This window comes from Reichenbachiella sp., from assembly GCF_965223055.1.
In the GTDB taxonomy this organism is placed as follows: Bacteria; Bacteroidota; Bacteroidia; order Cytophagales; family Cyclobacteriaceae; genus Reichenbachiella.
This window is the reverse complement of sequence record NZ_CBDCVM010000007.1, coordinates 18453-43241: the sequence shown is the minus strand read 5'-3', so window position 1 is coordinate 43241 and position 24789 is coordinate 18453. Positions and strand designations below refer to the sequence as shown.

The following is a 24789-nucleotide window of genomic DNA, read 5'->3' as shown; positions in this document are numbered from 1 at the left end:
CGGTTTAAGCTACTGCTGAATAAGAATCTTATTAGAAAGGTTGGTAAAATCGCCAATGGCCTGTAGCACATACATTCCATTATTTGTACTCTTTATATTTTCTATCCGGTAGGTTTGATTGAGGGTATTTGGAAAAGTCTCCTCGGCGATTACATTCCCATCCAAACTAACAATCCTGAGAAGGATTTCTTCTTTGATATTGAAATTGAATTTTACTTCTATGAAATCTGACGCTGGATTCGGATATGCTCTCATAGATTCTTCAATGACAATTTGGTTCTCATCAGCTGAAACAAAAAGTTCAATGTTGTCTAGATATAAATTGTTGCCATTTTGATTGGTGAGCAAAAAAGCCACTCTAACATCTGCATGACCCGCCAAGTCACTCAGGTCAACAAAATCATTTCGCCAATCGTCTGCTGTCTGAGGAGACCAAGCTGTCTCGCTTTGAGTAACGGCTAACACACTACCCTTTTTGTTGTAAACTTCTAAGGAATAATCTTTTCCACAATTCGTAGAAGCCAGAATTCGTAACTGGTCATTTCTTCCAATCTTGCTGGCATAAGACACATCGAAAGTCATCGAAGCCTCTTCTGTATTTGAGAAATCCAAAACAGGGCTCACAAACCAATTCTCGATATTCAATGAGTCAATTTCATATCCCAAAAAAGTCAGTGCAAAATTGGTGACATTTTCTTCTCTAAATTCCGAAATCGTCCAATTGGTAGGTGCATCTGTTCGCACATAATACCAACCCGAATTCGCTAGCGTTTTGAAAATTTCTGACGTATTGGGATAACTTCCGTTTCAGAAGCGATTTCAAAATTCACCGTTTTTAAGTTATTGCTTAAGTCTTCATCTTCAACTCCATTGGGCTCCTGAATTTGAACAATCATTTGATAAGCATTATCCGAGAGATTTGAAATTTTTATCTCTATCACTTCTGTTTTCCCTGGCAGAAGTAAATTTTCCAAAATGATATCTTCAGTCTTACTTGTATTTCCATATGCATAACTCAAAGAAAAGCTTGCAATGGGTTTAGATCCTCTGTTCTTCACATGAACTTCCATAGAAACATCTGATTCACAAGTCACTATAGGTAATGACTCTACTTTATCGATGCCGATATCATAGTCATTCGCAGTACTAGAATAAATCTGAATATCGTCCAGATATAGATTATTCCCCCCACCGTTACTTCCAATAAAAGCAACAACAACCTCTTGACTTGCAAACTCACCAAAATTGATATCAATCTCCCTCCAATCGGATTGACCACTTGGAATAAACAATGTGCTAGTCTCTGCCGAAGTACTCAAGTTTGCCCCTATTTCCTCAAAATAATATATTCTCCCTTGGAAAAGTAGCTCCACAATCTGTAGAAACAACAACTGTCAATGCATCACTATAAAATGTTGGATGATTAGCATAGGCATATTTGAATCTCAAATCTGCGGTTGGCAATTCAGTTAAATCGAACACAGGGCTTAAGAAATAATCCAATTCTCCAAAAGACTCTGGTGCAGAACCAAAATAACTGAGCGTAGCTGCTTTATTTTCAGTAATTACATTCGGAGCCGTCCCAATACTCCAGGCAGAGGTATTCAAATTGTTATTTTTTGTCTTCCACAAATCAGTTATTGATTCATCCGTTCCTTTCAAAATCTTCCGTGAGTGGTGCAGTCTGTTTAGAGGGAAAAAAAGTAATTACTGCCTCACAATCATTATCCACATTTCCATCTACCCCGTCGTTTACAGATTCTATTTTAATTGAAATTTCATCAACTTCCGTTGTTATTGAAATCTCAGATAAATCTAAAAAAACAGATTGTAGTGGATTTCAATGTTTCAATGAATGAGTCTGTGACCACTAATTCTCCATCCAACAAAACCTGCAAGGCAAAAACTCGTAATATCATTTGTGCCATAATTTTTCACCTCAACTTGTGGGGCAAACTCCAAATTACAATTTCCGAACGTAGGTGAAATCACTGAGCGTATCCCTAAATCATTAGCTACCATGACGGCATCAACCTTTCCTGGACTTATCAGCAATTCTTTCCTTCTTGGGCTGTTCTCCAATACAGTTCTCATTCGGCTACCTTTGGCATTTCGAAAATAGATTCATACACTCGTCATCCGTATAATCCATATAGTTTTGAAACATATCTATCGTGGAGCAAGAGACTTGATCGACTGGCGGACAACCAGAACTGCTACTTCCTTGTAATGGTGTATCCTCACAGAAGTCATCCACTCCACAACCGCCATCACCCCATATATTGTCGCAGACCCAGCCAATGGCCTACTTCATGTACAAGTGTTCTACCTTTAGAAAAATCATCTGCATTGAATCCTGTTTCCGAAATATTCATAATCGACATAAACTCCGTCTATCAATCGGTTGAGGTTAGGATCTTTATCCATACCAGGTTCATTTGAAAACTGGAAATTTTGCAAATCCAAGCAAACCACCACTCAAATTTGCTACCCATATATTGAGATATTCTTCTGCAGGCCAATAGCTATTGGCTGCAAGTGCTTCTGCTTCATTGATGGTATATGAATTCTGATTTCCGACTACTCGCACTATCCCATTGGTTGGCAAGCCTTCCGGGTCTCTCTTGGCCAATACAAATTCGACTTTAACGTCCGCTGTATCCGGATGAAACATGGCAGGTGTCTGATCCTTATCTGCATTCATTCGACGAAAATCTTCATTCAGCGTTAAGATTTGAGAAGTGATTTGACCTACTGGGATATTTCCAGCTACTCCTTCAGTCTCATCAGATTGATGTACAACGTGCACCACCACTGGAATTTCGTACACTGTTTCGCTTTGCAAGCCGGCAACTCGCTGCTGTTTGACAATCTGTTTTTGAAATATTTTTTGCTTTAGCCAATTTTCAAATTGAATTTTCTGCTCTTCTTCATCCATGCTAGAGGTAGCCTTATTGAAGAGCATTGTGCCACACCTGTCTTGAGCTAAAGACAAATGGCAACAACTAATCAGCACAAAAAAGCAAATGAATTTCAATTTGAAATGTTCTTTAATTCCCAAATACCATTTTGAATGAACGAAAAGAACTTGAATAAATTGGGAAGTTAGGTAGGAAATAGAATTAGCTAATGGAAGCAACATTAACGGCATTAATAGCTTTTACTTCTGGAGCGACTCGTTTTACGGCTTCTTCAATTCCAGCTTTCATCGTCATTGGAGACATTGGACAAGATTCACAAGCACCAAGCAATTCTACCTGTACCACATAGTCATCATCAATATCAAGCAATTTTACATCACCGCCATCCGCTTCCAGATAGGGCCTGATATTTTTTATTGCCTGATCAATTCTTGCTAAAAGCTCTTGTTTCTTTTCTGCTTCCATAGGGTCAATGACTTACGTACTGTAAATTTAGTTCATTTGAACAATCTTTGTCTTTTCTTTCGAGGCATTTCTAATGGCTACTTGTCTCGCCACAGTTTGTGCCAATTCATTGAAAGCTTCTTCTGTGATTCCTTCTTTCATAACTGCAGGGTACCCACTATCTCCACTTTCACGAATGGACTGAACAATTGGGATTTCTCCCAAAAACGGAATCTCATACTTTTCTGCCATTTTTTTCCCTCCTTCTTTTCCAAATAAGTAGTACTTATTGTCAGGCAGTTCTTCAGGTGTGAAATAGGCCATGTTTTCCACTACGCCTAGCAACGGCACATTAATTTGTGGTTGTTTGAACATTGAAAGCCCTTTCTGTGCATCTGCTATAGCTACTTTTTGTGGAGTTGTTACGATCACAGCACCAGTTACTGGTACGGATTGAACCAAAGTCAAATGAATATCACTTGTTCCAGGTGGGAGGTCAATGAGTAAATAATCCAGCTCGCCCCACTTTACATCGCTTATGAATTGCTTCAATGCAGAACTGGCCATTGGCCCACGCCAAATAATCGCATTGTCCTTTGGAGTTAAGAATCCAATAGACAGCACCTTCACACCATACTTTTCAATTGGAATGAGCATATTTTTGCCATTCTCTTCGACCATGCTTGGCTGTTCGTGCTCACAGTCAAACATCGTAGGCATCGAAGGTCCAAAAATATCAGCATCAATGATCCCTACACTTGCACCTGATTTGGCTAATGCGACAGCTAAATTGGCTGTTACCGTAGACTTACCAACGCCTCCTTTACCGGAAGCGACTGCTATAATATTCTTTACATTTGGTAAAATCATAGACTTACTTCTCACACTAGTCACATCAGAAGTCATATCTATATTTACCTTCAACCCATTCAGAATAGGCTCCAGTGCTTTCAAACAATCATTTTTAATCACCTCTTTTAACGGACAGGCCGGTGTAGTAAGTACAACGGAGAAAGACAAAGCTTCTTCCGTAATTTCAATTTTTTGAATCATACCTAGCGTGACCAAATCTTTTTTAAGATCAGGATCCTGAACCTTACTCAGCACCTGCAATACTTCCTTATCTGTGATTTTCAAGATTAAAAATGGCTTGTTCTACAATTTTTTTGCAAGTTAAAGGATATACCGGTTTTGTATCACAAAATCAGGCAATTTCGTTTTAGATTTGCAGTCCCATACGGGCAGAATCAAAATCCTTACATCTAGTTGATCAAAAGTCAAACCATAGAAGAAATCAAAAGCAGGATGGACATCTATGAGGTAGTAAGTGACTTTGTCGCCCTCAAAAAATCCGGATCCAGTTACAAAGCCCTTAGCCCATTTACGAATGAAAAGACACCTTCATTCATGGTTTCCCCAGCCAAAGGCATTTTTAAGTGTTTTAGTACTGGGAAAGGAGGCGACGCCATTTCATTCCTTATGGAAGTAGATGGGCTGAGCTATATTGAAGCGTTGAAGTATCTGGCTCAGAAATATGCTATTACCATTGAAGAAGATGAAGTTGACCCCAACTATCAAGCAGAGCAAAGCTTGCGGGAGAGTTTATTCATCACACTCAATTTCGCCAAAGATCATTTCATAGAAAATCTTTGGGAAACAGACGAAGGCAAAAGCATTGGACTCTCTTACTTTAAAGAACGAGGCTTCAGCGAAGAGACAATCAAACGATTCGACCTGGGATATTCGCTGGATCAATGGCAAGGTCTTATAGATGCCGCTAAAGGAGCTGGGCACAAAGATGAGTTTCTCGAGCAAACTGGGCTTAAAATAGTCAAGGAAGACAAAGCTTATGACCGGTTTCGAGGTAGAGTTGTATTCCCCATTCACAACATTACAGGAAAAGTAATAGCATTTGGAGCCAGAACACTTAAATCAAACGAAAAAGGGCCAAAGTATATCAACAGCCCTGAGACTGAGCTTTATACCAAAAGCAAAATTCTCTATGGTATTTTTCAGGCTAAAAATGAAATTAGAAACCAGGAGAACTGCTATCTGGTAGAAGGATATACGGATGTGGTCTCATTGAGCCAAGCAGGCATCACCAATGTAGTGGCCTCTTCGGGTACTTCATTGACAGACGACCAAATCAAATTGATCCAACGCTATACCAAAAATGTCACTGTATTATTCGATGGTGACAAAGCCGGAATCAAAGCCTCTATGCGTGGCATAGATATGATGCTCACTGGAGGTTTAAATGTGAAAGCAGTTCCTTTCCCCGAGGGTGAAGATCCGGACAGTTACTCTAAGCAATTAGGTGGTGAAGCTTTCAAAGAATATCTCGATGAAAACGCACAAGACTTCATCGCCTTTAAGACAGGCATTTTCTTAAAAGAAGGTGGAGACGATCCTATAAAAAAAGCGGAGAGTATCCGCGAAATAGTACAAAGCATTTCTTTGATTCCCGACCCAATTCAAAGAACCGTTTACATTCAGGAATGTAGTCGATTACTGCACGTGGATGAAGAAACGTTGATAAGTGAAACCAATAAGCTTTTATTAAAAAACAGCAAAGAAAAATGGGAAGCACCCTCGCCTGAAATCCCGCAGGAAGCTTATGAGCCTGAAAAGACTGAAACCAAAATCAGTCGAGATGAAATCATCAAGATCCAGGAACGAGAGAGTATTCGAATGCTCATCAACTACGGCTCTGAACTGGTTGAAGGATTGGAAGAAGGCGAAATTTCTCTGGCAGATTACTTCATGTCCGAATCTGAGGATATTTCGTTTGAAACACCCATCTACAATAAAATTCTAGAAATATTTAAAGAGAATTTAGCTAATGGTCAAATCAGTACTATACAACAATTTCTTGACCATGACGACCTTTCAGTCAAACAAGCAGCAGTGGATTTATCGACTGAACGCTATGAGATCAGTACCAACTGGTCAGAAAAATTTCAAATTCATGTGGCTCATGAATCTCAAACATTAAAAAATTCAACATATACGAATATCTTGCGGCTCAAATTCCGTATCATTCAAAAGATGATTGCTGAAAATATGGAAAACATTAAATCAGCAAGTGAAGAAGAGCAAATCAATAAATTTTTAAGCATCCAAGGAGATTTAAAAAGCATGGAAATGACCATCGCAAAAACCCTAGGAAACGTAACTGTGAAGTAAACCCAAAGTAATATGCTAGACCCTGTATCAGAAGCGATTGAGGCAATAAAGAATGGAGAAGTTATCATTGTAGTTGATGATGAAGACAGAGAGAATGAAGGAGATTTTATTTGTGCAGCAGAAAGCATCACCCCTGAGATTGTCAATTTTATGGCCACACATGGTAGAGGGCTCATCTGTGCCCCATTGGTAGAAGAAAGATGTGATGAATTGGGCCTTGAACTCATGGTAGGTAAAAATACAGTCCTCCACGAGACTCCCTTTACCGTTTCAGTAGACTTGATCGGATACGGTTGTACCACTGGTATTTCAGCAAGTGATCGTTCTAAAACAATCAAAGCTTTGGTTGATCCTAATACAAAGCCTGAAGAACTAGGAAAGCCTGGTCATATATTTCCTTTAAAGGCAAAAAAAGGCGGTGTATTACGAAGAGCTGGACACACAGAAGCAGCCATTGACCTGGCTAGATTAGCAGGTAAATTCCCGGCTGGTGTTTTGGTAGAAATCTTGAATGAAGATGGGACTATGGCTCGTCTACCTCAGTTGAGAGAAGTAGCTGATAAGTTTAACCTAAAACTCATTTCAATCAAAGATTTGATCGCTTATCGGATGGAAAAGGAATCTTTGATTGAAAAAGAAATCAAAGTAGATATGCCAACTGAGTGGGGCAATTTCAAAATGACAGCCTACAAACAAATCAGTACAGGAGAACACCATCTTGCACTTATAAAAGGTGATTGGGACCCGAAAGAACCCGTAATGGTCAGAGTCCATTCTTCTTGCTTAACCGGAGATATATTTGGTTCGTGTAGATGTGATTGTGGAGAGCAATTGCACAATGCCATGACCATGGTAGAAAAGGAAGGCAAAGGTGTCATTGTATACATGAATCAAGAAGGTCGCGGCATTGGGCTTTTGAATAAACTGAAGGCTTATAAACTGCAGGAAGAAGGATTGGATACTGTCGAGGCCAACGAAAAATTAGGCTTCCAGGGAGATCATAGAGATTACGGCGTGGGTGCACAGATCTTACATGACCTTGGTGTTGAAAAAATAAAATTAATTACTAATAATCCTACAAAAAGAGTAGGATTGATGGGTTATGGCCTGGAAATTGTGGAAAACATTCCTATCGAAGTAGATCCAAATGTACACAACAAAAAGTACTTGGAAACTAAGCGAGATAAAATGGGTCATAGTATATTAAGGAATGATTAAAAAGGTTTTTATAATTTTCATATTCACAGCCCTTGTGCTTCCCAGCTTAGCGCAAGAGTTTTCCTCACGAATGTTCCATAAAGGTTGGTTGGTTACAGAAGACCAGGATACCGTGAAGGGAGACGTGAAATACGACATGGAAACCAATGCGGTACAAGTAGTGGTTGAAAACGAAAAAGTTAAAACTTTTAGTAGCAAAAAAATACTCTACTTTGAAATTTACGACAACGTCTTAAAGACATATCGTCAATTCTATTCCATACCTTATCAAGTCGAATCAAATTATAAAATACCCATCATTTTTGAAGTATTATATGAAGGCCAAACCTCTTTATTGGTGCGAGAGAAAATTGTAATGACCACCGATCCATATAGTCAAGCCTATTTCAATGGCCCAGCTGGCTCTTCAGAAAAATTATCATTTACATATTACTTTGTCGATACAAAAGGAAATATGAAAATGTATAAGGGTAAGAAAAACCATTTGTTCGAAATATTAGATAAGAACACTGATCAGGTTAGAGAATACGTAAAGGTGAACAAACTTAAGACTGATGAAATGAGGGACATTGTTCGTATTACGGCTTTTTACAACTCACTTTGATCATACGTAGTTTTAAGTATTTTTGGCTGATAAAACCTCTCTCATTGTATATACGCTTTAAAATTCTATAGCTTTGAGTTTAGACTCATGTGAGTCCTACTTATAAACTTTAAAAATTAGCTATGAAATTAAAAGCGCTATTTTCAACCCTAACCCTTTCAATTTTCCTTATCAGTTGCGGAAGCGATGACGACAGTAACGATCCATTTGCTGGAGTCCCAAGTAGTGATATAGTAGAAGTTGAGCTAAGAGACGCTACACTTTCTGGATCAGGAAGTTCTTCAGGTCGAGGCGCTGCTGTTGGTCAAAAATGGTGGAAACAAAAAATAAGTAAAATTGAAGGATCAGGCGTATGTGAAGACCTTACTGAGGACGTCACGCAGGGATACTACTATGGATTTTACCCTTCTGGTGAATACTACGCAAAAGCCTCTAAAGAAAGTACTCCAGTAAGAGCTGGAAGCTGGCAATGGGAAGATAACGATACCAAAGAGGCTATTCTTATTAGCAGTGTTGCCTTCACATTAAGAGGATTAAATTCAGATGAACTAATCATTGCAAGCGATCAGAGTCAAGGAGATTGCGGAGCTATTACCTGGGAACAATTCAACAACCCATACGAAGAATAAAATATTTACATAAACAAAAAAAAGGGAGCTCGTTGAGCTCCCTTTTTTTTGTTCATTTATTTACTTTAAAAATGTTACTGATAAATTGGCCACATCTTTTGGAACATATGGTGACATATCAGACAAATCTATAAACTCCGATGTAAAACCTTCGTTAGTTGGTACATCATCTCCTGCCCCAAGAAAACCAGTTGATTTATCAAAGTACGCCGGTGGCAAGGCATTGGTCAAATGTGCGTCTATCAAATCCTGATCTGTAATGCCTACGCTTTTAATTTCTGCATCAAAAACAGTATAAATTGAATAGTCATCCATCACATCTGCCGTTTCAACAGTGGATAGAGGTAGTGCTACCTCAGCTATTGCTATATCATTGGCATCATCTGCTCTGGCAATAAAGGCATAGTTTCTATCGACAGCAAGATCCGCATTAACCAGTTCCAAATCAGGGTGATTTGAATTTCCAAATACCTCATAGATATCTCCTTCCTTCACTACAGTCATTTTCAACTTGTTAAGCTCTTCATAATTTGGAAAACCATCTATCGTAACAGTCATTGTTTGTTGTGAATTATCGCTAGACTCTTTATAGTCTAGTCTATAAAAGGTCTCTACAAACTCCTCTCCTTCTAATCTATTGATATAGTAAGGATTTAAAATTGCTGTACCATTCACCGGATTACTATTCCAAACTACCTGAAGTGCGAGACTACCATCTTCATCTTCTACAATCATTTCGTGTTCGTAATTCGTTCCGTCATACGACACATCATTACTAAACGTGAAAGTCTTAGATCGACCATCTTCGTCACTTTCTATGGTAAAAGTTTCGACATTTGCTACATGGGCAATGCCTACTACAGTTACGATTTCTTGCAATACGGCAGCAGCTTCTTCACCCACATAGATAAACTCACGAAGCGCACCATAAATGGTATTGCCAGAAACAGACTCTGCATTCTTTTTTACACGTCCAGCACTTAATCCTGCTGAATTACTCAGCGTACTTGGGATATCCACTGTAAACGTTTCTGGAAATTCAGCCACCGACTCTTCTTTAGCTCCGTCCTCAATACAAGACCACATAAAAGCAGTCAAAATCAAAAGCAAACTGACATTTTTCATAATTATTAATTTTAATAGGTATCTTTTTACAAATATTTAAAACTTTTCTGATGTCACCTTCATCATAATACCGAAACGCACAATTAACCGATTAAGTATTTATGAGTACCGCGACATTGCTTGACATTGCGATGAATCATTCAGAGACTATCATTGATCGTGCCAAACTTGGTGACAAGGGGGCATTTAATAAACTGGTGAGTCTCTGGCACAAGAGAATTTATAATTTTTCTCTCAAATATTTTAATGATCATGATCTGGCAACTGAAGCAACACAAAAGACTTTTATTAAAGTTTTTGACCACTTAGGGCAATTAAAGGAAATTGAAAAATTCAAGTCGTGGATATATGTAATTGCACTAAACCAGTGTCGCGAAGAAGATCGTAAATTCGGTCGATTGTCTAAAATGTTTGTTTCTTCTGATGAGGTAAGCGAGGTAAAGTACAAACAAGAACAAACCAGCAGTCCAGAATCAGATTATGTCAAATCAGAGATGAGTGATATAGTGACAGAAGCAATCAATGAATTAGGGGAAGAGCAAAAGGCGGTTTTGATCATGAAAGAATACGAAGGGTTGAAATTTAGAGAAATCGCCGAAATATTGAACGTTTCAGAAAATACGGTAAAATCAAGGTTGTATTACGGGTTGAGCCATTTAAAAAAGATTTTAGAAAAGAGTAGAGCATTTAATGAATCATACCATGATGGAAAATAAAATAGATGAGGCAAAGATCATCGGCTATTTGTATGGTGACTTGCCAGATGAGGAGATCAAGGAAATCGAAGGATTATTGGAAGAACATCCAGAACTAAAAGCTGAGATGGAGAGTATGCAAGCCACAAGGAGTGCACTGAGCACACTTGAAGACAAAGAGATTATCCCCCCTACTTTTGTTTTTAATGAAAGACCGCATACCATTTCTTTCTTTCAATCAGAAGCCTTTAGATGGGTAGGTTCTATTGCTGCGGGTTTGAGTTTATTACTGATTTCAGCAGCACTGTTGAATTTCAATATATCCAATTCAGCTCAGGGTTTGCAGATTGGATTTGGTGAACTCACTCCTTTACCAGATGAAGAATTGAATAAGGAAAATGTAAAAACCTGGATGACTGAAGTCATGGATGGTTACGAATCCTCGACTGATCAGAAAATTGCCGCCATACAAACACAATTGACCGCTGAAATGCAAACCCAAGATCAAAAAAACATGGCACTAATGACTGGCATGATGAAGAGCCACGCAGCCGGTACGGGTCAGTTGATGCAGCAATATGTGGCACAATTAAATGATGAAAATAAAGAGATTATTCAGAATTTCTTTACTGTGTCAAATGAAAAACAAAAGAAATATGTTAAAACTGTCATGGCGGATTTCAATGAATTTTATCAGAATCAAAGAAACTACGACATGCGATTGATTGAGACTAGCTTGAGCAAAATACAAAACACTCAGGATGTGAAACAACTGGAACAAGATCAGTTGTTAGCCAGCCTGTATGATATGGTCAAAACTCAAAGTAAATAAGAACACGCATGAAGATTAAAAATAAATTAATAGCAGTGATATGTTCGTTCCACAGTCTAACAATCTGGGCTCAGGACATTGATCAAACCAAAATGGATCGAGATCTTAATATTGCTGAAGATGTGGTCTCATCACTAGTGAAAGGTGAATCCAATGATGGTCGGTTTTATTCTGCCAGCCCAAAGGCCAGTTATATTCCAGGCTTTGGAGTTATGATCGACCTCAATAGTTCAGGTAAATTCTATTCTCACAATTTCGATCCTTCATATAACCTCACATTTGTACTAGACGAAGATGATTTTCACATCGATATAGATGAAATGGTAGAGCTAGAAATGCAGGCCGAAATGCTAGCCAGACAAGCGGAAGAGATTGAGCGTCATTCGGAAATAATAGAAAGAGAGAATGAAAGAATGCTTAGAGAACAACAACGAGCCTTAGAAGAAAGGGAAAGGGCACTGGAAAGACAAATGGAGCAACTGGAGAAGAGACGAGAGAGAGAGGAAGAAAGAGAAGAAGAAAGAATCCGAATGGAGCGAAGAGAGGTAGATAGAGTTGTAATCGAAAGCGATGATGAATACACTTACCGCTACTCTTATAGTAATTCCGAAGATCAGGACGAAGAAGACGATAGAGGATATAATTATGAAACCAGAGGTTATCAAAAAGATTTTGAAGACTTAAAGCCTTTATACAGACAAGTCATGGTTACTTTTTTGACGGATTATGCGGATCTCATTGGCCAACTTGCCGACAGTGAACAAGTGATGTTAGTGACAAAGGGTGGTCCTCAAGGATTTGGAACTGCATTATATAATTCTTCTATTCAAGTTGGGAAATTCAGCGCTTCTTCTACTAGAAAAAATATAGCTGACTTCAAGGCCGGCAATATTTCCAGAGCAACTTTTGAAAACAGGATCAATTTTGTAGATAGTAAGGGTGATGAAAAAGTAGCTGCAGATTTGGAATTGTTTTCGAGTATTTTCCAAAGGTTATACAAAACGGATTTGGCAACGACCTACTATACCTCCTCCCCTATATCATATGAAAGACTAAAAAATTTCGGAGTGATCTATAGAATGAAAATGTATGCTTCTATCACAACAGGAAGGGATAGCTACAAAATGCCGACTCAACGAAAAAGCAACCTCAGTCGAAAAGAAAGAAACGAGGAAGTAATGGCCCTGTATCCTCAATTCATCAACGAGTTTAAGAAGAATGTCTTAGACTATGGAAAGACTATAAAAAGCCTGGAAGGCGATGAATCTATTCTCTTTCAAATAAGAATAACAGATTGCAACAGTTGTGACATACCTAGTGAAATCAATGTATTGGTCAAGCAACAAACATTACTGGATTTAGACGGAGGAAGTATCAATAAAAACGAAGCGATCCAACAGATTCAAATAAAAGCAGCTAGTTAATCTTTACAATAATTTCAAGTATAGTCTGGGGCGCCCTAAGCAAGCGCCCCTTTTTTTTTACAAAACAAACATAGCTGCAGCCTGTCTTTCATTATCCTCCACCGCCTCTTTTTGAAGAGTGAAATCATTTGTCTTCACATCATATACATACTCCTCTTTAAGGGTCTGCTTGTTTTTGGCAATGTACTCGATAGCGTCCAGGGCATAATCCAATTGTTGATTGGTCATTGTAGGGTGTAGTGACATTCTAGCCCATCCAGGCTTTCCTGTTAGGTTTTGACCATCTATGCCATCGGTGAGCCTTTTGGATTGTGACTGGTCCAATTCGAACAAATAGTGACAATACGTGCTAGCACATGCCCAGCCACCTCTAATCTGAATACCAAACCGATCATTCATAATTCTGACAACGGCATTATAATGTATGTCATCGATATTAAAAGAAACTACCCCGATACGTTTAGATTCTTGTTCTCCCACTATACGAACACCTTCTATCTGATTCATTCGTTCGAAAGCTTTAGCAACCAACTCTTCTTCTCGTTGCTCTATATTCTTAATCCCCATCTTATCCTTCAACTGAATAGCTAATGCTGCTCGGATCGCTTGAAGAAACCCAGGAGTACCTCCATCTTCCTTGGCTTCGTCATTGGAGGTAAAACCATAATCTCCCCATGGAGTAGTCCAGGTTACATTTCCTCCTCCTGGCACACATGATTTACCATTATAAATCTCTTTATTAAAAAGCATAACGCCGCAAGCACCTGGTCCACCTAAAAATTTATGAGGAGAGAAATATATAGCATCAAGGGCCTGTAGTTCATTTTCAGGATGCATATCCATAGCCACATAAGGAGCTGTTGCAGCATAATCCACAAAACAGTATCCTCCATTCTTGTGCATCACTTCAGCCATTTCATGAATAGGAGTAATAACGCCGGTCACATTGGATCCGGCAGTAAAAGCCCCGATCTTCAGTTTCCTATCGGCATATTTGTCTATCTCGGCTTGCAATAAATTGAGATCTATTTTCAAATCTTTACCAGGGGGAACAATAACCACATCCGCAACCGTCTCCATCCAAGACACATGATGCGAATGATGCTCCATATGAGTGATAAAAACTATCGGTCTCTCTTTTTCATCCAGTTTTGGTGAATTTTGTTGCATACAAAGCCCTAAGATCTGCTGAAGTCGAACAACACCTCCTGTCATTCCAGACCCTGTAAGCACAAGCATATCATTTTCAGAAGCATTAACATGATCTCTAATAATCTGCTTGGCTTGATTATAAACCGTAGTCATTAAGCTACCTGTTTTATTAGAATAGGAATGTGTATTGGCCACCCATGGGCCAAATTTTAGCGTAATAGCCTCTTCAATCGGACCATACAATCTACCGCTCGCTACCCAGTCCGCATATAGCATTTCAAAGCTACCGTAAGGTGTATCGAATGATTGACTACAGCCAACGACATTTTGTCTTATCTCGTCGAAATTCATTGGATCAGTGTTGTTTGGATTGCAAATTTACAAATCTACCTGTAGGAACAAATTAATTAAACGACTAAGTGTCTAGATTAAAATGTGATGCTCACTTGTCGATTTTTTTTGATTAATTTACTTCATCTTATCGTTCCATAAATAGCGTTATTCATTAATTAGAATCAAAATGAGGCTCTTACTTTTGCTATCTATCTTTATTGGGATTGGAACGTCTAAAAATATAGCACAATCATCTCTTCCCTTAAATAAAATAGATAGCTTAAAATCGCAGGTCAAAGCATCTACTGACAGCACACTGATTGACCTCTACAATCAAATCAGTTGGGAATACAGAAATATAGCGATTGATTCTTCTATTCATTATGCACAAAAAGCACTCACTCATTCTCGTGAATTGAATTATCTAAATGGAATCAACCACAGTCTAAATTACCTTGGAATTGCTTATCGAAATCGAAGTAATTACTCCAAAGCGCTCGAACTTTTTTTTGAAGCTTTAAAGTCTTCAGAGTATTCTAAAGATTTGCAAGAAATCAGTTATACCCTCATAAACATTGGAAACATCTACATTTTCCAAACCAACTACGAAGGTGCTATTGATTATTTCCAGCGCGCATTGGAAAATGCCAAAATCATAAACAATCAAAACATCATGGCTTACTGCTATTTAAACATTGGCAGATCACTTGTTGGTCTGGATCAATTTAGTGAAGCAGAAGAATATTATCGACAGGCCCAAGACCTTCGTAAATCTATGAACGACTTAGAAGGAATTGTAATTTCAAATGTCGATCTGGCAGAATTATATATAAGGACAAATCTTCCAGACAAAGCGTTGACGTTGTTGAAGGAAAACTTGATCAATGTCAAAAGACTAGACCACACGAGTACTCTAAGCCTCAGTTACATCAATATCGCCCGTTGTTATCTAATGAAAAATAATCCTAAAAAAGCTCGAGAATATGTCCAGAAAAGCATGTTGCTCAATGAGGCACATGGATTGAAAAGTAATATGTCGCAGGCATTACAATTACTCTCTGAAATTTCCGAAAAGACTAATAATTACAACCTAGCCTTGAATTATTATAAGCGTTATGTAGCAACTAAAGATTCTATCTTCAATGAAGAAAACACAAGAAAAATCGAGTCTCTGCACTCACAATATCAAACCGAAAAAGCTGAAGTAGAAACTAAATACCTGAGAGAGCAATCCAGACTGAATGAAGTAATCATTGAACGTCAACGCGCCATTATTACACTAGCTGTTGTAGCCTGTCTTCTCTTTCTCACAGTCGCAATGGTAGCTTTTTGGTCTAGCAATGAACGCAAAAAATTGAATGCTCAAATTGAAGATCAGAAAGAAAGAGCGTTTAGACACAATAATGACCTGATCGACATTAACAATGAAAAGAATAATTTAATTAGAATTCTTTCCCATGACCTCAGAGCTCCTATCAACAATATCAAAGGTCTAACAGAGATTCATCAATCAGAGCATCAAGAATTTGGTGAATCAGAAAATCATACTTTGAACCTGATCAAAAGCGAATCTGATCGGATACTTTCAATGATTAGTAAAATATTAAATGTAGAAGCACTTAGCCCCACCCCTCAAACAGAAAATAAAGAAAAAGTCAATTTGGTAAAAGTTGCCAACGACACAATCGCGAGCTTCAATTCAACAGCCAAAGCAAAAAACATAGCTATCAAGGGTGATTTCAACGAAAAGGAATGCAATATCCTTGGAGATAGTATACATCTGCATCAAGTCTTAGAAAACCTGGTTTCTAATGCAGTGAAATTTTCAAATTCTGATACGACCATTACCTTGGACATAAAAATCATTGGACATTCTGTCCAATTGAGTATTCAGGATCAAGGGCCCGGCTTAACAAAGGATGATAAAAATAAGATCTTTAAAAAATTCCAGACATTAAGTGCTAAGCCTACAGCAAATGAAGTATCAACAGGACTAGGGCTATCTATTGTTAAAAAATATGTAGAAGAAATGGACGGAAAAATCTGGTATGAGAGTGAATTGGGAGAAGGCACCAAATTCACCATTCAATTTGATCTAGTATAATCAGTTCATTGAACCAGCAAAAACTCGTAATTATTGCATGCGTTGTACAAGGCAAAAACCGTGAGATCAGGTTGTGTCGCCACTGGAAAGTAAAGTGCATGAACCTCACCTCCACCAACTCCGAAAATTTCATCGGTGATGGACCCTAAATTATCCCTTTCTTCAGTAGTTAGATCGCAAGGGTAATAATCGTCAGCGGGGTCTACACTTGATGTAAACTGTATATTCACCTTATTCTCAGATGCACTCACTACATCAAATTTTCTAAGTGCAATTTTAGGGTTTCCGTTGTCGTCTTCGTAATAAAGCCCAGTGGCATATTCCGGTTGCACTAATGAATCTACACTACAAGAGAAATATGCACTATCACTATCCAAAAAACCATAATTGAAAGCAAAACCGGTAGCTGTAGGGAAATAATCGTTGATAGATCCGTTTTCTGAAAGTGAAAATCCATTCGCATCGGCTACAAAAAACACATTTACACTATATGGGCTGTCCTCCATTGGCTTAAAATCAAGTCCTTTGGTATCAAACAATGTTTTGTACATCGTGGCAGCCCCTAACCCTGTGGCCGATCCTGTATAAACTGGAGACATCGTAGAGCCACCAGTACACATCGGGCTTCCAGTTTCAGAAAAATTAGTCAAACTAATTTCAGAAAACGAGTAACTTTTTCCCGCCAAACTGAAACTGAACGGATCCGTCAGCACTAATTTGCCATCAAAAAAACCATAACCTGAAGTTTGGTCTAAAAGAACCGAATTGTTATTTGACACAATATCAGCATTCGTTAGTCCTACGGCGGCACTGCGTAAATTGATACTTCTTTGGTCCAAACCGATACTCCAGAAAAGGGAAATATTCTGATCAGCCAATGCAATTTGTTGAGTGGTTCCAACAAATAATGAACTGATCGTATCATACGCCAGCATATTTTTTGACAGCTCTCTAGAAAAAACATCTCCTGCATTGGCTGAGGCAGGGATGAGAGTAATTACGGTTTGATCTCCAGAGTTATCAGATTTACTAGCAAAGAGCAAGTTTTCACCTTCTTTGCCTAGATATATGAATTCAAATTCTGCTCCAAAAGTGGAGGCATTCTGCTCGAATAAAAAATGAAATACACCATAGGTTTCAAAGATCATTTCCAAACTCAATTTTGTATCTATTCGATAATTAATAGTTTGATCAAAGAAGTAGTCTTCATCTCCAGGAACATCCGATTCGATATGAACCGAACCATCCTCGTTAAAATTCAAAAGAATATAGAACAACCCTGATTCAGCTGTTGGTTGATAGTTCAGCACCCAACCATTGGCTGGTGCAATGAGCTCACTTTGCAATTCTGAAATAGCAGCCATGCTTCTTTCCGCGGGAGGAGTAATTTTATCAATCTCATTACTACAGGAAGCAATAAGAAATAGAATAACAATATATAGTCCTTTCACTCTATTCATAATGATTATAACCTTGATAAAGCTGATACTCTCAAATCATCCAAGTCAATACCAGTTGATTTTAAGTAATGTTCCTTAATAGAATTAAGCTTTTGCAATATCAATATTCTACCAGCATTTCTGTCTGAGCATGCCGCTGTTATACAATTCTCTTCCAAGTTGATATAATCATCAAAAAAATCTTTTTCCGCCATGTAAAACGCAATGATCTCAGCAAAATCTTCATTTGGACTACTTGTGCCATATGGCGACACAAAACCTCTTTTCAGCGCATCATCATCAGAAAGGTTAAACCATGAACCTGCGCTAGTATATCCCTCAGCTGAAATTTCTTCAAACGCTGAAGGCAGTTTGTTATTCTGGTGTACGATATGAGCAAATTCATGGTAAACAGTATGTAGTTGTCTTAGCAACCATTCTTCATCATTAACATCTATAGAGTTGACATCTGTAAATGTAATTCGAGCGCCCGCATCCGCAGTACCTAATGTGACTGTTCCATCTCCATTATAAATCAATCCGCCTAAGAAAACTATTTCTCCTGGTACGTATCTCCTAAAATAAGCTTCGCCACCATTCACATCTTTATATACATTTATCCAATATTCATCGATCAGATCTAACATGGGGCGCACCACTTCTAATTTTGGAGGTGCTACCTGCTGACCTGGATCTACGAATTTTTCATCGTACCGGTAGCGAACAGCAATACCATATTCTTTAACGAAATTATTGTCTATATAAATATCTAAATCAGTAGTAGGTTGCTCAATATCTGTAACAGGCGTATTTAACTTCTCATCTTCATAACAAGAAATGAGCAATATTGCGACGAAGCCAAATAATAAGCTATGTTGAAACCCAACTCCTGCCTTCGTTATATATTTCAAAACTCCTTTCATACTATCTTATATTAGGTTCTAACCCTCCAACTTCTTGTGCAGATGTCGGGATTTGTAACACCTTTCTTGCATCATCTGCTTCCAATGTCGCTATTACTGACCCATCAGGCCCCAAATGTTGTACTGGTACTTGAAAACGCTTCAGATCGAACCAGCGCATCCCCTGCGCGATGAATTCTTTCTGTCTTTCCAAGATTAAATACTCATATAGAATGGTAAAATCTGTCCATGTAGCTGGGTAAAAATCTCTCAACAACTCCATAGTTAAAGTCACATCACCACCTGAATATCTATTGTTCGACAATATTTGCAAATCTGAAAGTGCATCTGCGTTATTTCCCAATTGAATATTACATTCAATGCGATTCAATAATACTTCCTCCCCTCTAAATGCAAGCGCGATATGATATGGAGTTCCCACATTTGAATTGATACTACTTCTTTCAAACAAACTTTCATATCGGACAGGATAGAGTGCATTCTGTCCTTTTACCCATGCAGGGTTTTCTCTTTCATCTGTGGCTTCGTCAAACACATTTGTAGCGAATAAACTTCCGTAATCATTTCGATCAATTCCATAAGCAAAATCTGTTCGCTGAACCAGACTAATCTTCCTCATCAACATCAAGTTACTTGGCAAGTCAGGCGATGAATATAATTGTGGATATCCAGTAGTAGATGACTTGGCTGCCCTAAACTCTTCTGATGTCATGTCCCTAACAAAGGCAGCTGGATTGCTTCCTAATAATTCGTTGGAATATTCTAGACATTCAATGAAATTTCCAGTAAACAAATAGAATCTAGATGCAAAAGCCAAAGCCGCATTTCTAGTGAAATGGTACTTTCCACTATTAGAATAGAAACTATCATCAACTAGTGCCAAACCTTGCTTTAAATCCTGCTCTATATCACTATATGTTTCTGAAACAGTTGGTCTGGTATACTCAACCAAAAATTTTGTTTCGGGCGTTTTTATATAAGGTACTCCCAAACCATTTCCATTTTTAAATATCCAGTTGTCCTCACTAAATAAATTGACTAACATAAAATGACCATACGCTCGCGCTAAAAGAGCTTCACCTTTAATGGCATCTCTATATGCTCTATCCTCTTCATCAATTTCCAATTCGTCTATAATATTAAGTACTTCGTTGGCATGTGCAATCGCTGTATAGGTCTGATACCAAAAGAAAGCGGGAGTATCCTGTTCATTTGGATCTGAAAATGGATCATCCCAAACGTACATTTGCTGATGTGAGGGTCTGAGAGTTGTACCAATTGTAAATGTAAAATCATCAGACATCCAATCCGTAAAAGCATAACTGGCATCAGAATATGCGTTGGTCATTAATTGTGCTGCCTTATCCAAATCATCGAGTGAAACTCTGTTATCTGGAACCTCCTCCAAAAACGAATCACAAGAAGCCAATAATACTAAAACTAGAATCGCCCCCTGTTTAAATTTTTCAATTAAAATTTCTATTTGATTCACTATGAATACGGTTATTCTTTGTACCAATTTCTTCATATCCTTAGATTCCAATATTTAAAGAAAATGTTACCAATCTCGGTTGTGGCAATGAAACACCACCTGAACTGAAAAATTCTGGATCTTGTCCATTCAATGCATCATCAGAATAAATTAACCACAGGTTTTGACCTTCGACACTCAGGTTTACTGAGTTCAATCCTATTTTACCGACCCACGTTGTTGGTAGCTGATAAGACAACCTTATCGTTTTTAATCGGATATAATCTCCATCAGCAACTCTTATATTGCTTTGATTATATAATGAGTAACTATTCAAATCAGAACCACCAGCTGCAACTGTTCTAATCGGCAAAATGGCTGGTACATTTGTAATATTCTCATCGCCTGGTACTACCCAACGATTAGCCAATTCTGCTGGTAATGCATCAAAATCAGTATAGTTAGATTGCACAACATCGTTCAAACGAATCTTGTAATCAAACTTGGATGAAAGCAAAAAGCTAAAAGATAATCCTTTCCAAGTAAATGTATTGGTCAATCCTGCGCCTCCTCTTGGTTCTGTTGAACCTTCATACTTCAGTGTAGTAGTTAAGTTATCACGACTCTGCAAATCATACTGCAATACCACTTCCCCATTTTCATCATAAAAAGTAGGGTATCCTGAACTATTCAATCCAGCGAATCTTGACGAATACAGCCCCCTTCTTGGTCCGCCTAACACTGCCGCACCATTCTGACTCAAAGCATCTACTAATCTTGGACCGAAATCCAATCTGGTAATTTTATCAAAAGTATAACCAATGTTAAAATTGGTCGTCCATGAAAAATCACCTCTGGTCATGTTCACAGTATTCAATGTGAATTCAAAACCTTGAGATTCCATATCTGCAAAATTTCCTGTTTTTATACTTTGGCCACCGACTCCACTAGTAAGTACCTGTCCGATCAAATCAAATGACTGCCTACTATACCAATCGATAGAAGCGTTCACCCTACTATTCAATATGCCCATATCAACTCCTACATTCAATTCTTTAAGTTTTTCCCATGTCAACTCCGAATTGGTTAAGTCTTGAATATACAGATAGGGCTCCTGATCTGTGGGTCTCACCGTAACATCAGCTTGTAGATTGAGCAATGCGCTAGCATTGGGTGGAAGGTTTCCGGATATACCATAAGTTGCTCTTAATTTCAATTGATTAATTGTGCTAAGATTTGACATGAAATTTTCACTATGGATGTTCCAAGCACCACTTACATTCCAAGTAGGCAGGTATCTGGCACTTTTGCTTTCTCCCAATTGATTGGATCCATCATACCTCACGGTAAAATTTGCTATGTATTTCCCTTTGTACGCATAACCTCCATTTAAAAACAAACCTATAAATCGGTCTCTTAGCTGATTCTGAGAGTAAATGTCAATATTCTGAGAATTGAAAAATTCGACAATATTTGGATCAGTTACTGCTATTCCTCCACTTTCGTATACTACGCCTAACCCTGTTGTACTCTTTTCACTTCTGTTAGTAAATCGAATTTCTTGGCCGCCCAAAACATTAATTTGGTGTATTTCATTATAGGTTTTAGACCACTCCGCACTAATACGGCTAAAGAAGTTAAACATGTCACTTTTGTCTAAGTAATTAAACCCACCAATTGGCAATACAACCACAGGGTTTAATCCAGGATTGTCTGGATCTCTATAAAGTAAATTGTTAGCATCTTGAATAAACTGTGTTTCGTTCGCTCTATAAGCCTCAGACTGGTTAGACTTTTCATGAACCGTATGATCTCGTTGTGTAGTTGCATATCTCAATTGCATGACACCTTTCAAAGAAATGCTTTTCGTGGGATTAAGTTCAAAATCCGTCTGAGTAGAAACATCAGTCACATTGATATCAATAAAATTATATTTAAGCTCTTCCAAAATGTTGAAATTCGCATAATTTCTTCTGAAGTATTCTAATTCACCATTCTCATCATACGGACGAATTGATCGACTGGTATTCAAAGCATAACTCAACGGATTAATATCAAAACTTCTACTATATCTACCTGTTATTGGATCAAACTCTCTATTTCTTGTTCCTGGCACCGTTTGATCACGGTAGCTCGCTGATAGCTTTAATCCAAATGTGAATTTTTCCGACAAGAAATAGGTGTTCCGTGCGCTCGCTGTAAGTCTTTGAACTTTGTCGGCAATAGTTTGACCGGCATCGTGCAAATAACTTAATGAATAGTAACTATTCGATTTGTCAGTTCCAGATGTAAAGCTTAATGAATGCTGTTGTTGTAATCCATAATCCCTAAACAATACATCAAACCAATCTGTATTGGCATTTTCATACTGATTAAGGTACTGTTCATTCAATCCACCTCCAGAACCCCAAGGAATTTCATGCCGAGCGATTTTAGCATACATTTTGCCCATGGCCCCGTAGTTTTGAGCTCGAACGGCGGTAGTGATATCTATGAGTCCTTTGCTTGCCATCTCACGATACACAGACATTTCTTCTGTAGAATTCAATAAACTAAACTGATTGTAAGTTGGTCTTAGTTTAACTGAATAATTTCCTGAATAATTAACCCTAAGCGCACCACTTTTCCCTCGTTTAGTCGTGATGACTATCACCCCATTGGCTGCTCTAGCTCCATATATTGCTGTTGCAGAAGCATCTTTCAATATTTGGAATGATTCGATATCATCTGGATTGATATTAGCTATGGATGAACTGATTAGTGTATTGGCATTTCCTGAAATAAAGTCATCCGTATTGACATTGGATAAATCTTCCAAAATCACTCCGTCGACTACAAAAAGGGGCTGATTATTTCCATTGATGGATGCGTTTCCTCTAATTCTAATTTTAGGCGAAGAACCAAAGGTACCAGAAACGTTATCTACATTCACTCCAGCCACACGTCCTTCCAGCACTCGACTGACATCAACGATCCCATCCACTTTGATGTCATCCATTTTCAAGTTCTCAGAGGCTCCCGTAAACAACTTCCGATCTACTTCTTGAAACCCATTAACTACAACTTCCTGTAGCGCAACAGATTCTTCTTCAAGTTTTATCTGAAACCTTTGATTGGTATTTGAAACAGTGATTTTCTGCTCCTTCATCCCAAGCATTCTTACGATGAGCACATCGCCTTTTGAAGCCTCTAGAGAAAAATTACCCTCTAAATCAGTAATTGATCCATTGGTTGTATTTTCAACAATTACTGAAACACCAACCATCGGTTCACCACTTGGGTCACTGACTTTTCCAGAAACCCTTGTTGTTTGAGCAAATAATGAAATATTTGAACAAAAGGATAAAATAAAAAACAACAAAAAACCTAAGCCCCTTCTAGCCATCAAAAAGAATATTTAATAAGAATTAATAAGGTAATCTAAAATTACTCCTCTCGTGAAAAGGCAAAAACCAAATCTAAAGGGACATTCTTATAATAGGCCGCTCGCTCGTCGTCTGAAAGCGAATCGTTGAAATATGCTATTCTTACAGAATCCACAGGATACCTTGCTTCTAAGGCATCGATGGAATCATCTCTAATCATTGGAAAGGTAGTCTTTTGACTCATATAAAGATCATCATTTTCATTCAATAGAACTTCAAAATCTTCTTCATCCAATAGATCACTTTCTAAAGTCAATACCTGCGTCAAGGAATCCAACACCCATACACCAGTATCACGCAACACTTGATAGCCATAGTATTTTTGCTTTCTCTCAAAAACAGAATCTCCTTCCATAGTCAACTCATAATACACCAAAGGTGATCCATCATTCAAGCTCAATAAACTGATGTCATATTGCGTATTATTATAACTATCATAAGCTTCCTCTACACCCGAAAAGATAAATCCATTTAAATACCATGTGCCGACTTCATTAGTGTCGAGCAACATATCTACAGGTTCTGGATCTTCGCTACTACAAGAAGCAATAAAAACAAGGGAGAAAGCAAGCAATACGGATTGTAAAAAATTTTTCATATGGTACGATTTAAGGGAATCTCTCGTCTTTTTGAATTCCCATTTGGTTGAAATTTTGAACCTTTTAAATATATCAACTTAAAAGGCAAAGACCCTTGTTTTAAAAATTAAATTTTGAGTAATAATTTTTCGCAAGGGAAAATTACGCAGGAGCACTATTCCACACCCGAATAACAAATGATCTATTAGAACAGTCTTTACGCTGGTATTCGATCAATTACTAATTAAACAAAAAAAAACAAGAAATGGTTGATGACAGGTCCAGG

At 38.0% G+C, this 24789-nt stretch carries 22 protein-coding genes; 8 read left to right on the top strand and 14 right to left on the bottom strand.

Translation table 11 applies throughout. From position 1 onward, the window contains the following. Positions 1 to 9: 9 nt before the first annotated feature. The 7 genes from ACOQO5_RS07090 to ACOQO5_RS07060 all read right to left on the bottom strand — a co-directional run bounded on the left by ACOQO5_RS07090 (position 10) and on the right by ACOQO5_RS07060 (position 4502). The gene (locus ACOQO5_RS07090; RefSeq protein ID WP_420580993.1) at positions 10 to 744 is read right to left on the bottom strand and encodes a choice-of-anchor J domain-containing protein; all 735 of its coding nucleotides are present in this window, start codon (positions 742 to 744) and stop codon (positions 10 to 12) included. A 20-nt stretch (positions 745 to 764) separates the two neighbouring features. Beyond that, complete coding sequence (locus ACOQO5_RS07085; RefSeq protein WP_420580992.1) at positions 765 to 1319, bottom strand: CARDB domain-containing protein; 555 nt, start codon at positions 1317 to 1319, stop codon at positions 765 to 767. A 16-nt stretch (positions 1320 to 1335) separates the two neighbouring features. After that, complete coding sequence (locus ACOQO5_RS07080; RefSeq protein ID WP_420581104.1) at positions 1336 to 1632, bottom strand: hypothetical protein; 297 nt, start codon at positions 1630 to 1632, stop codon at positions 1336 to 1338. Between the two features lie 216 nt (positions 1633 to 1848). Then, positions 1849 to 2094 (bottom strand): hypothetical protein, encoded by a 246-nt coding sequence (locus ACOQO5_RS07075; RefSeq protein ID WP_420580991.1) that lies wholly within the window; start codon positions 2092 to 2094, stop codon positions 1849 to 1851. A gap of 340 nt (positions 2095 to 2434) precedes the next feature. Then, positions 2435 to 2965 (bottom strand): hypothetical protein, encoded by a 531-nt coding sequence (locus tag ACOQO5_RS07070; protein WP_420580990.1) that lies wholly within the window; start codon positions 2963 to 2965, stop codon positions 2435 to 2437. 157 nt (positions 2966 to 3122) lie between these two features. Beyond that, positions 3123 to 3386 carry a NifU family protein gene (locus ACOQO5_RS07065; protein WP_420580989.1) on the bottom strand — a complete coding sequence of 88 codons (264 nt, stop codon included), beginning with the start codon at positions 3384 to 3386 and terminating at the stop codon, positions 3123 to 3125. A 27-nt stretch (positions 3387 to 3413) separates the two neighbouring features. Next, positions 3414 to 4502, bottom strand: a complete 1089-nt coding sequence (locus ACOQO5_RS07060; RefSeq protein ID WP_420580988.1) for an Mrp/NBP35 family ATP-binding protein — start codon at positions 4500 to 4502, stop codon at positions 3414 to 3416. A gap of 129 nt (positions 4503 to 4631) precedes the next feature. On the opposite strand from ACOQO5_RS07060, the gene dnaG reads away from it, so the two are divergent. From dnaG to ACOQO5_RS07040, 4 genes are all read left to right on the top strand, one after another. After that, positions 4632 to 6551, top strand: a complete 1920-nt coding sequence (gene dnaG / locus ACOQO5_RS07055; protein ID WP_420580987.1) for a DNA primase — start codon at positions 4632 to 4634, stop codon at positions 6549 to 6551. Positions 6552 to 6563: 12 nt separating this feature from the next. Then, complete coding sequence (locus ACOQO5_RS07050) at positions 6564 to 7769, top strand: bifunctional 3,4-dihydroxy-2-butanone-4-phosphate synthase/GTP cyclohydrolase II (RefSeq protein ID WP_420580986.1); 1206 nt, start codon at positions 6564 to 6566, stop codon at positions 7767 to 7769. Positions 7770 to 7839: 70 nt separating this feature from the next. Further along, entirely contained in the window at positions 7840 to 8373 is a 534-nt protein-coding gene (locus tag ACOQO5_RS07045) for a hypothetical protein (RefSeq protein ID WP_420580985.1), read from the top strand. Between the two features lie 122 nt (positions 8374 to 8495). After that, complete coding sequence (locus ACOQO5_RS07040) at positions 8496 to 9002, top strand: hypothetical protein (RefSeq protein ID WP_420580984.1); 507 nt, start codon at positions 8496 to 8498, stop codon at positions 9000 to 9002. A 60-nt stretch (positions 9003 to 9062) separates the two neighbouring features. Here the strand turns inward: ACOQO5_RS07040 and ACOQO5_RS07035 are convergent, their stop codons facing one another. Continuing rightward, complete coding sequence (locus ACOQO5_RS07035) at positions 9063 to 10127, bottom strand: hypothetical protein (RefSeq protein WP_420580983.1); 1065 nt, start codon at positions 10125 to 10127, stop codon at positions 9063 to 9065. A 101-nt stretch (positions 10128 to 10228) separates the two neighbouring features. Here ACOQO5_RS07035 and ACOQO5_RS07030 point away from each other — a divergent pair, with 101 nt between their 5' ends. Genes ACOQO5_RS07030 through ACOQO5_RS07020 form a run of 3 tightly spaced genes read left to right on the top strand, consistent with a single transcriptional unit; the run spans position 10229 to position 13078 of the window. Beyond that, positions 10229 to 10843, top strand: coding sequence for an RNA polymerase sigma factor (locus ACOQO5_RS07030; RefSeq protein ID WP_420580982.1), 615 nt, complete (start codon positions 10229 to 10231; stop codon positions 10841 to 10843). Further along, positions 10830 to 11654 carry an anti-sigma factor family protein gene (locus ACOQO5_RS07025; RefSeq protein ID WP_420580981.1) on the top strand — a complete coding sequence of 275 codons (825 nt, stop codon included), beginning with the start codon at positions 10830 to 10832 and terminating at the stop codon, positions 11652 to 11654. The genes ACOQO5_RS07030 and ACOQO5_RS07025 overlap by 14 nt, the downstream gene beginning before the upstream one ends. Before the next feature lie 8 nt (positions 11655 to 11662). Continuing rightward, on the top strand, positions 11663 to 13078 hold the full coding sequence (locus ACOQO5_RS07020; protein ID WP_420580980.1) for a hypothetical protein: 1416 nt from the start codon (positions 11663 to 11665) through the stop codon (positions 13076 to 13078). Between the two features lie 57 nt (positions 13079 to 13135). Here the strand turns inward: ACOQO5_RS07020 and ACOQO5_RS07015 are convergent, their stop codons facing one another. Further along, on the bottom strand, positions 13136 to 14581 hold the full coding sequence (locus ACOQO5_RS07015) for an aminotransferase class V-fold PLP-dependent enzyme (RefSeq protein WP_420580979.1): 1446 nt from the start codon (positions 14579 to 14581) through the stop codon (positions 13136 to 13138). 169 nt (positions 14582 to 14750) lie between these two features. On the opposite strand from ACOQO5_RS07015, the gene ACOQO5_RS07010 reads away from it, so the two are divergent. After that, positions 14751 to 16667 carry a tetratricopeptide repeat-containing sensor histidine kinase gene (locus ACOQO5_RS07010; RefSeq protein ID WP_420580978.1) on the top strand — a complete coding sequence of 639 codons (1917 nt, stop codon included), beginning with the start codon at positions 14751 to 14753 and terminating at the stop codon, positions 16665 to 16667. A 5-nt stretch (positions 16668 to 16672) separates the two neighbouring features. Here the strand turns inward: ACOQO5_RS07010 and ACOQO5_RS07005 are convergent, their stop codons facing one another. The 5 genes from ACOQO5_RS07005 to ACOQO5_RS06985 are packed head-to-tail and all read right to left on the bottom strand — an operon-like array spanning position 16673 to position 24523. After that, the gene (locus tag ACOQO5_RS07005) at positions 16673 to 18127 is read right to left on the bottom strand and encodes a DUF4302 domain-containing protein (RefSeq protein WP_420580977.1); all 1455 of its coding nucleotides are present in this window, start codon (positions 18125 to 18127) and stop codon (positions 16673 to 16675) included. 5 nt (positions 18128 to 18132) lie between these two features. Next, the gene (locus ACOQO5_RS07000; protein ID WP_420580976.1) at positions 18133 to 19029 is read right to left on the bottom strand and encodes a substrate import-associated zinc metallohydrolase lipoprotein; all 897 of its coding nucleotides are present in this window, start codon (positions 19027 to 19029) and stop codon (positions 18133 to 18135) included. Between the two features lies 1 nt (position 19030). Then, entirely contained in the window at positions 19031 to 20557 is a 1527-nt protein-coding gene (locus ACOQO5_RS06995) for a RagB/SusD family nutrient uptake outer membrane protein (protein ID WP_420580975.1), read from the bottom strand. A gap of 4 nt (positions 20558 to 20561) precedes the next feature. Next, complete coding sequence (locus ACOQO5_RS06990; RefSeq protein WP_420580974.1) at positions 20562 to 23885, bottom strand: SusC/RagA family TonB-linked outer membrane protein; 3324 nt, start codon at positions 23883 to 23885, stop codon at positions 20562 to 20564. A gap of 41 nt (positions 23886 to 23926) precedes the next feature. Next, positions 23927 to 24523, bottom strand: coding sequence for a hypothetical protein (locus ACOQO5_RS06985; RefSeq protein WP_420580973.1), 597 nt, complete (start codon positions 24521 to 24523; stop codon positions 23927 to 23929). Positions 24524 to 24789: the final 266 nt, after the last annotated feature.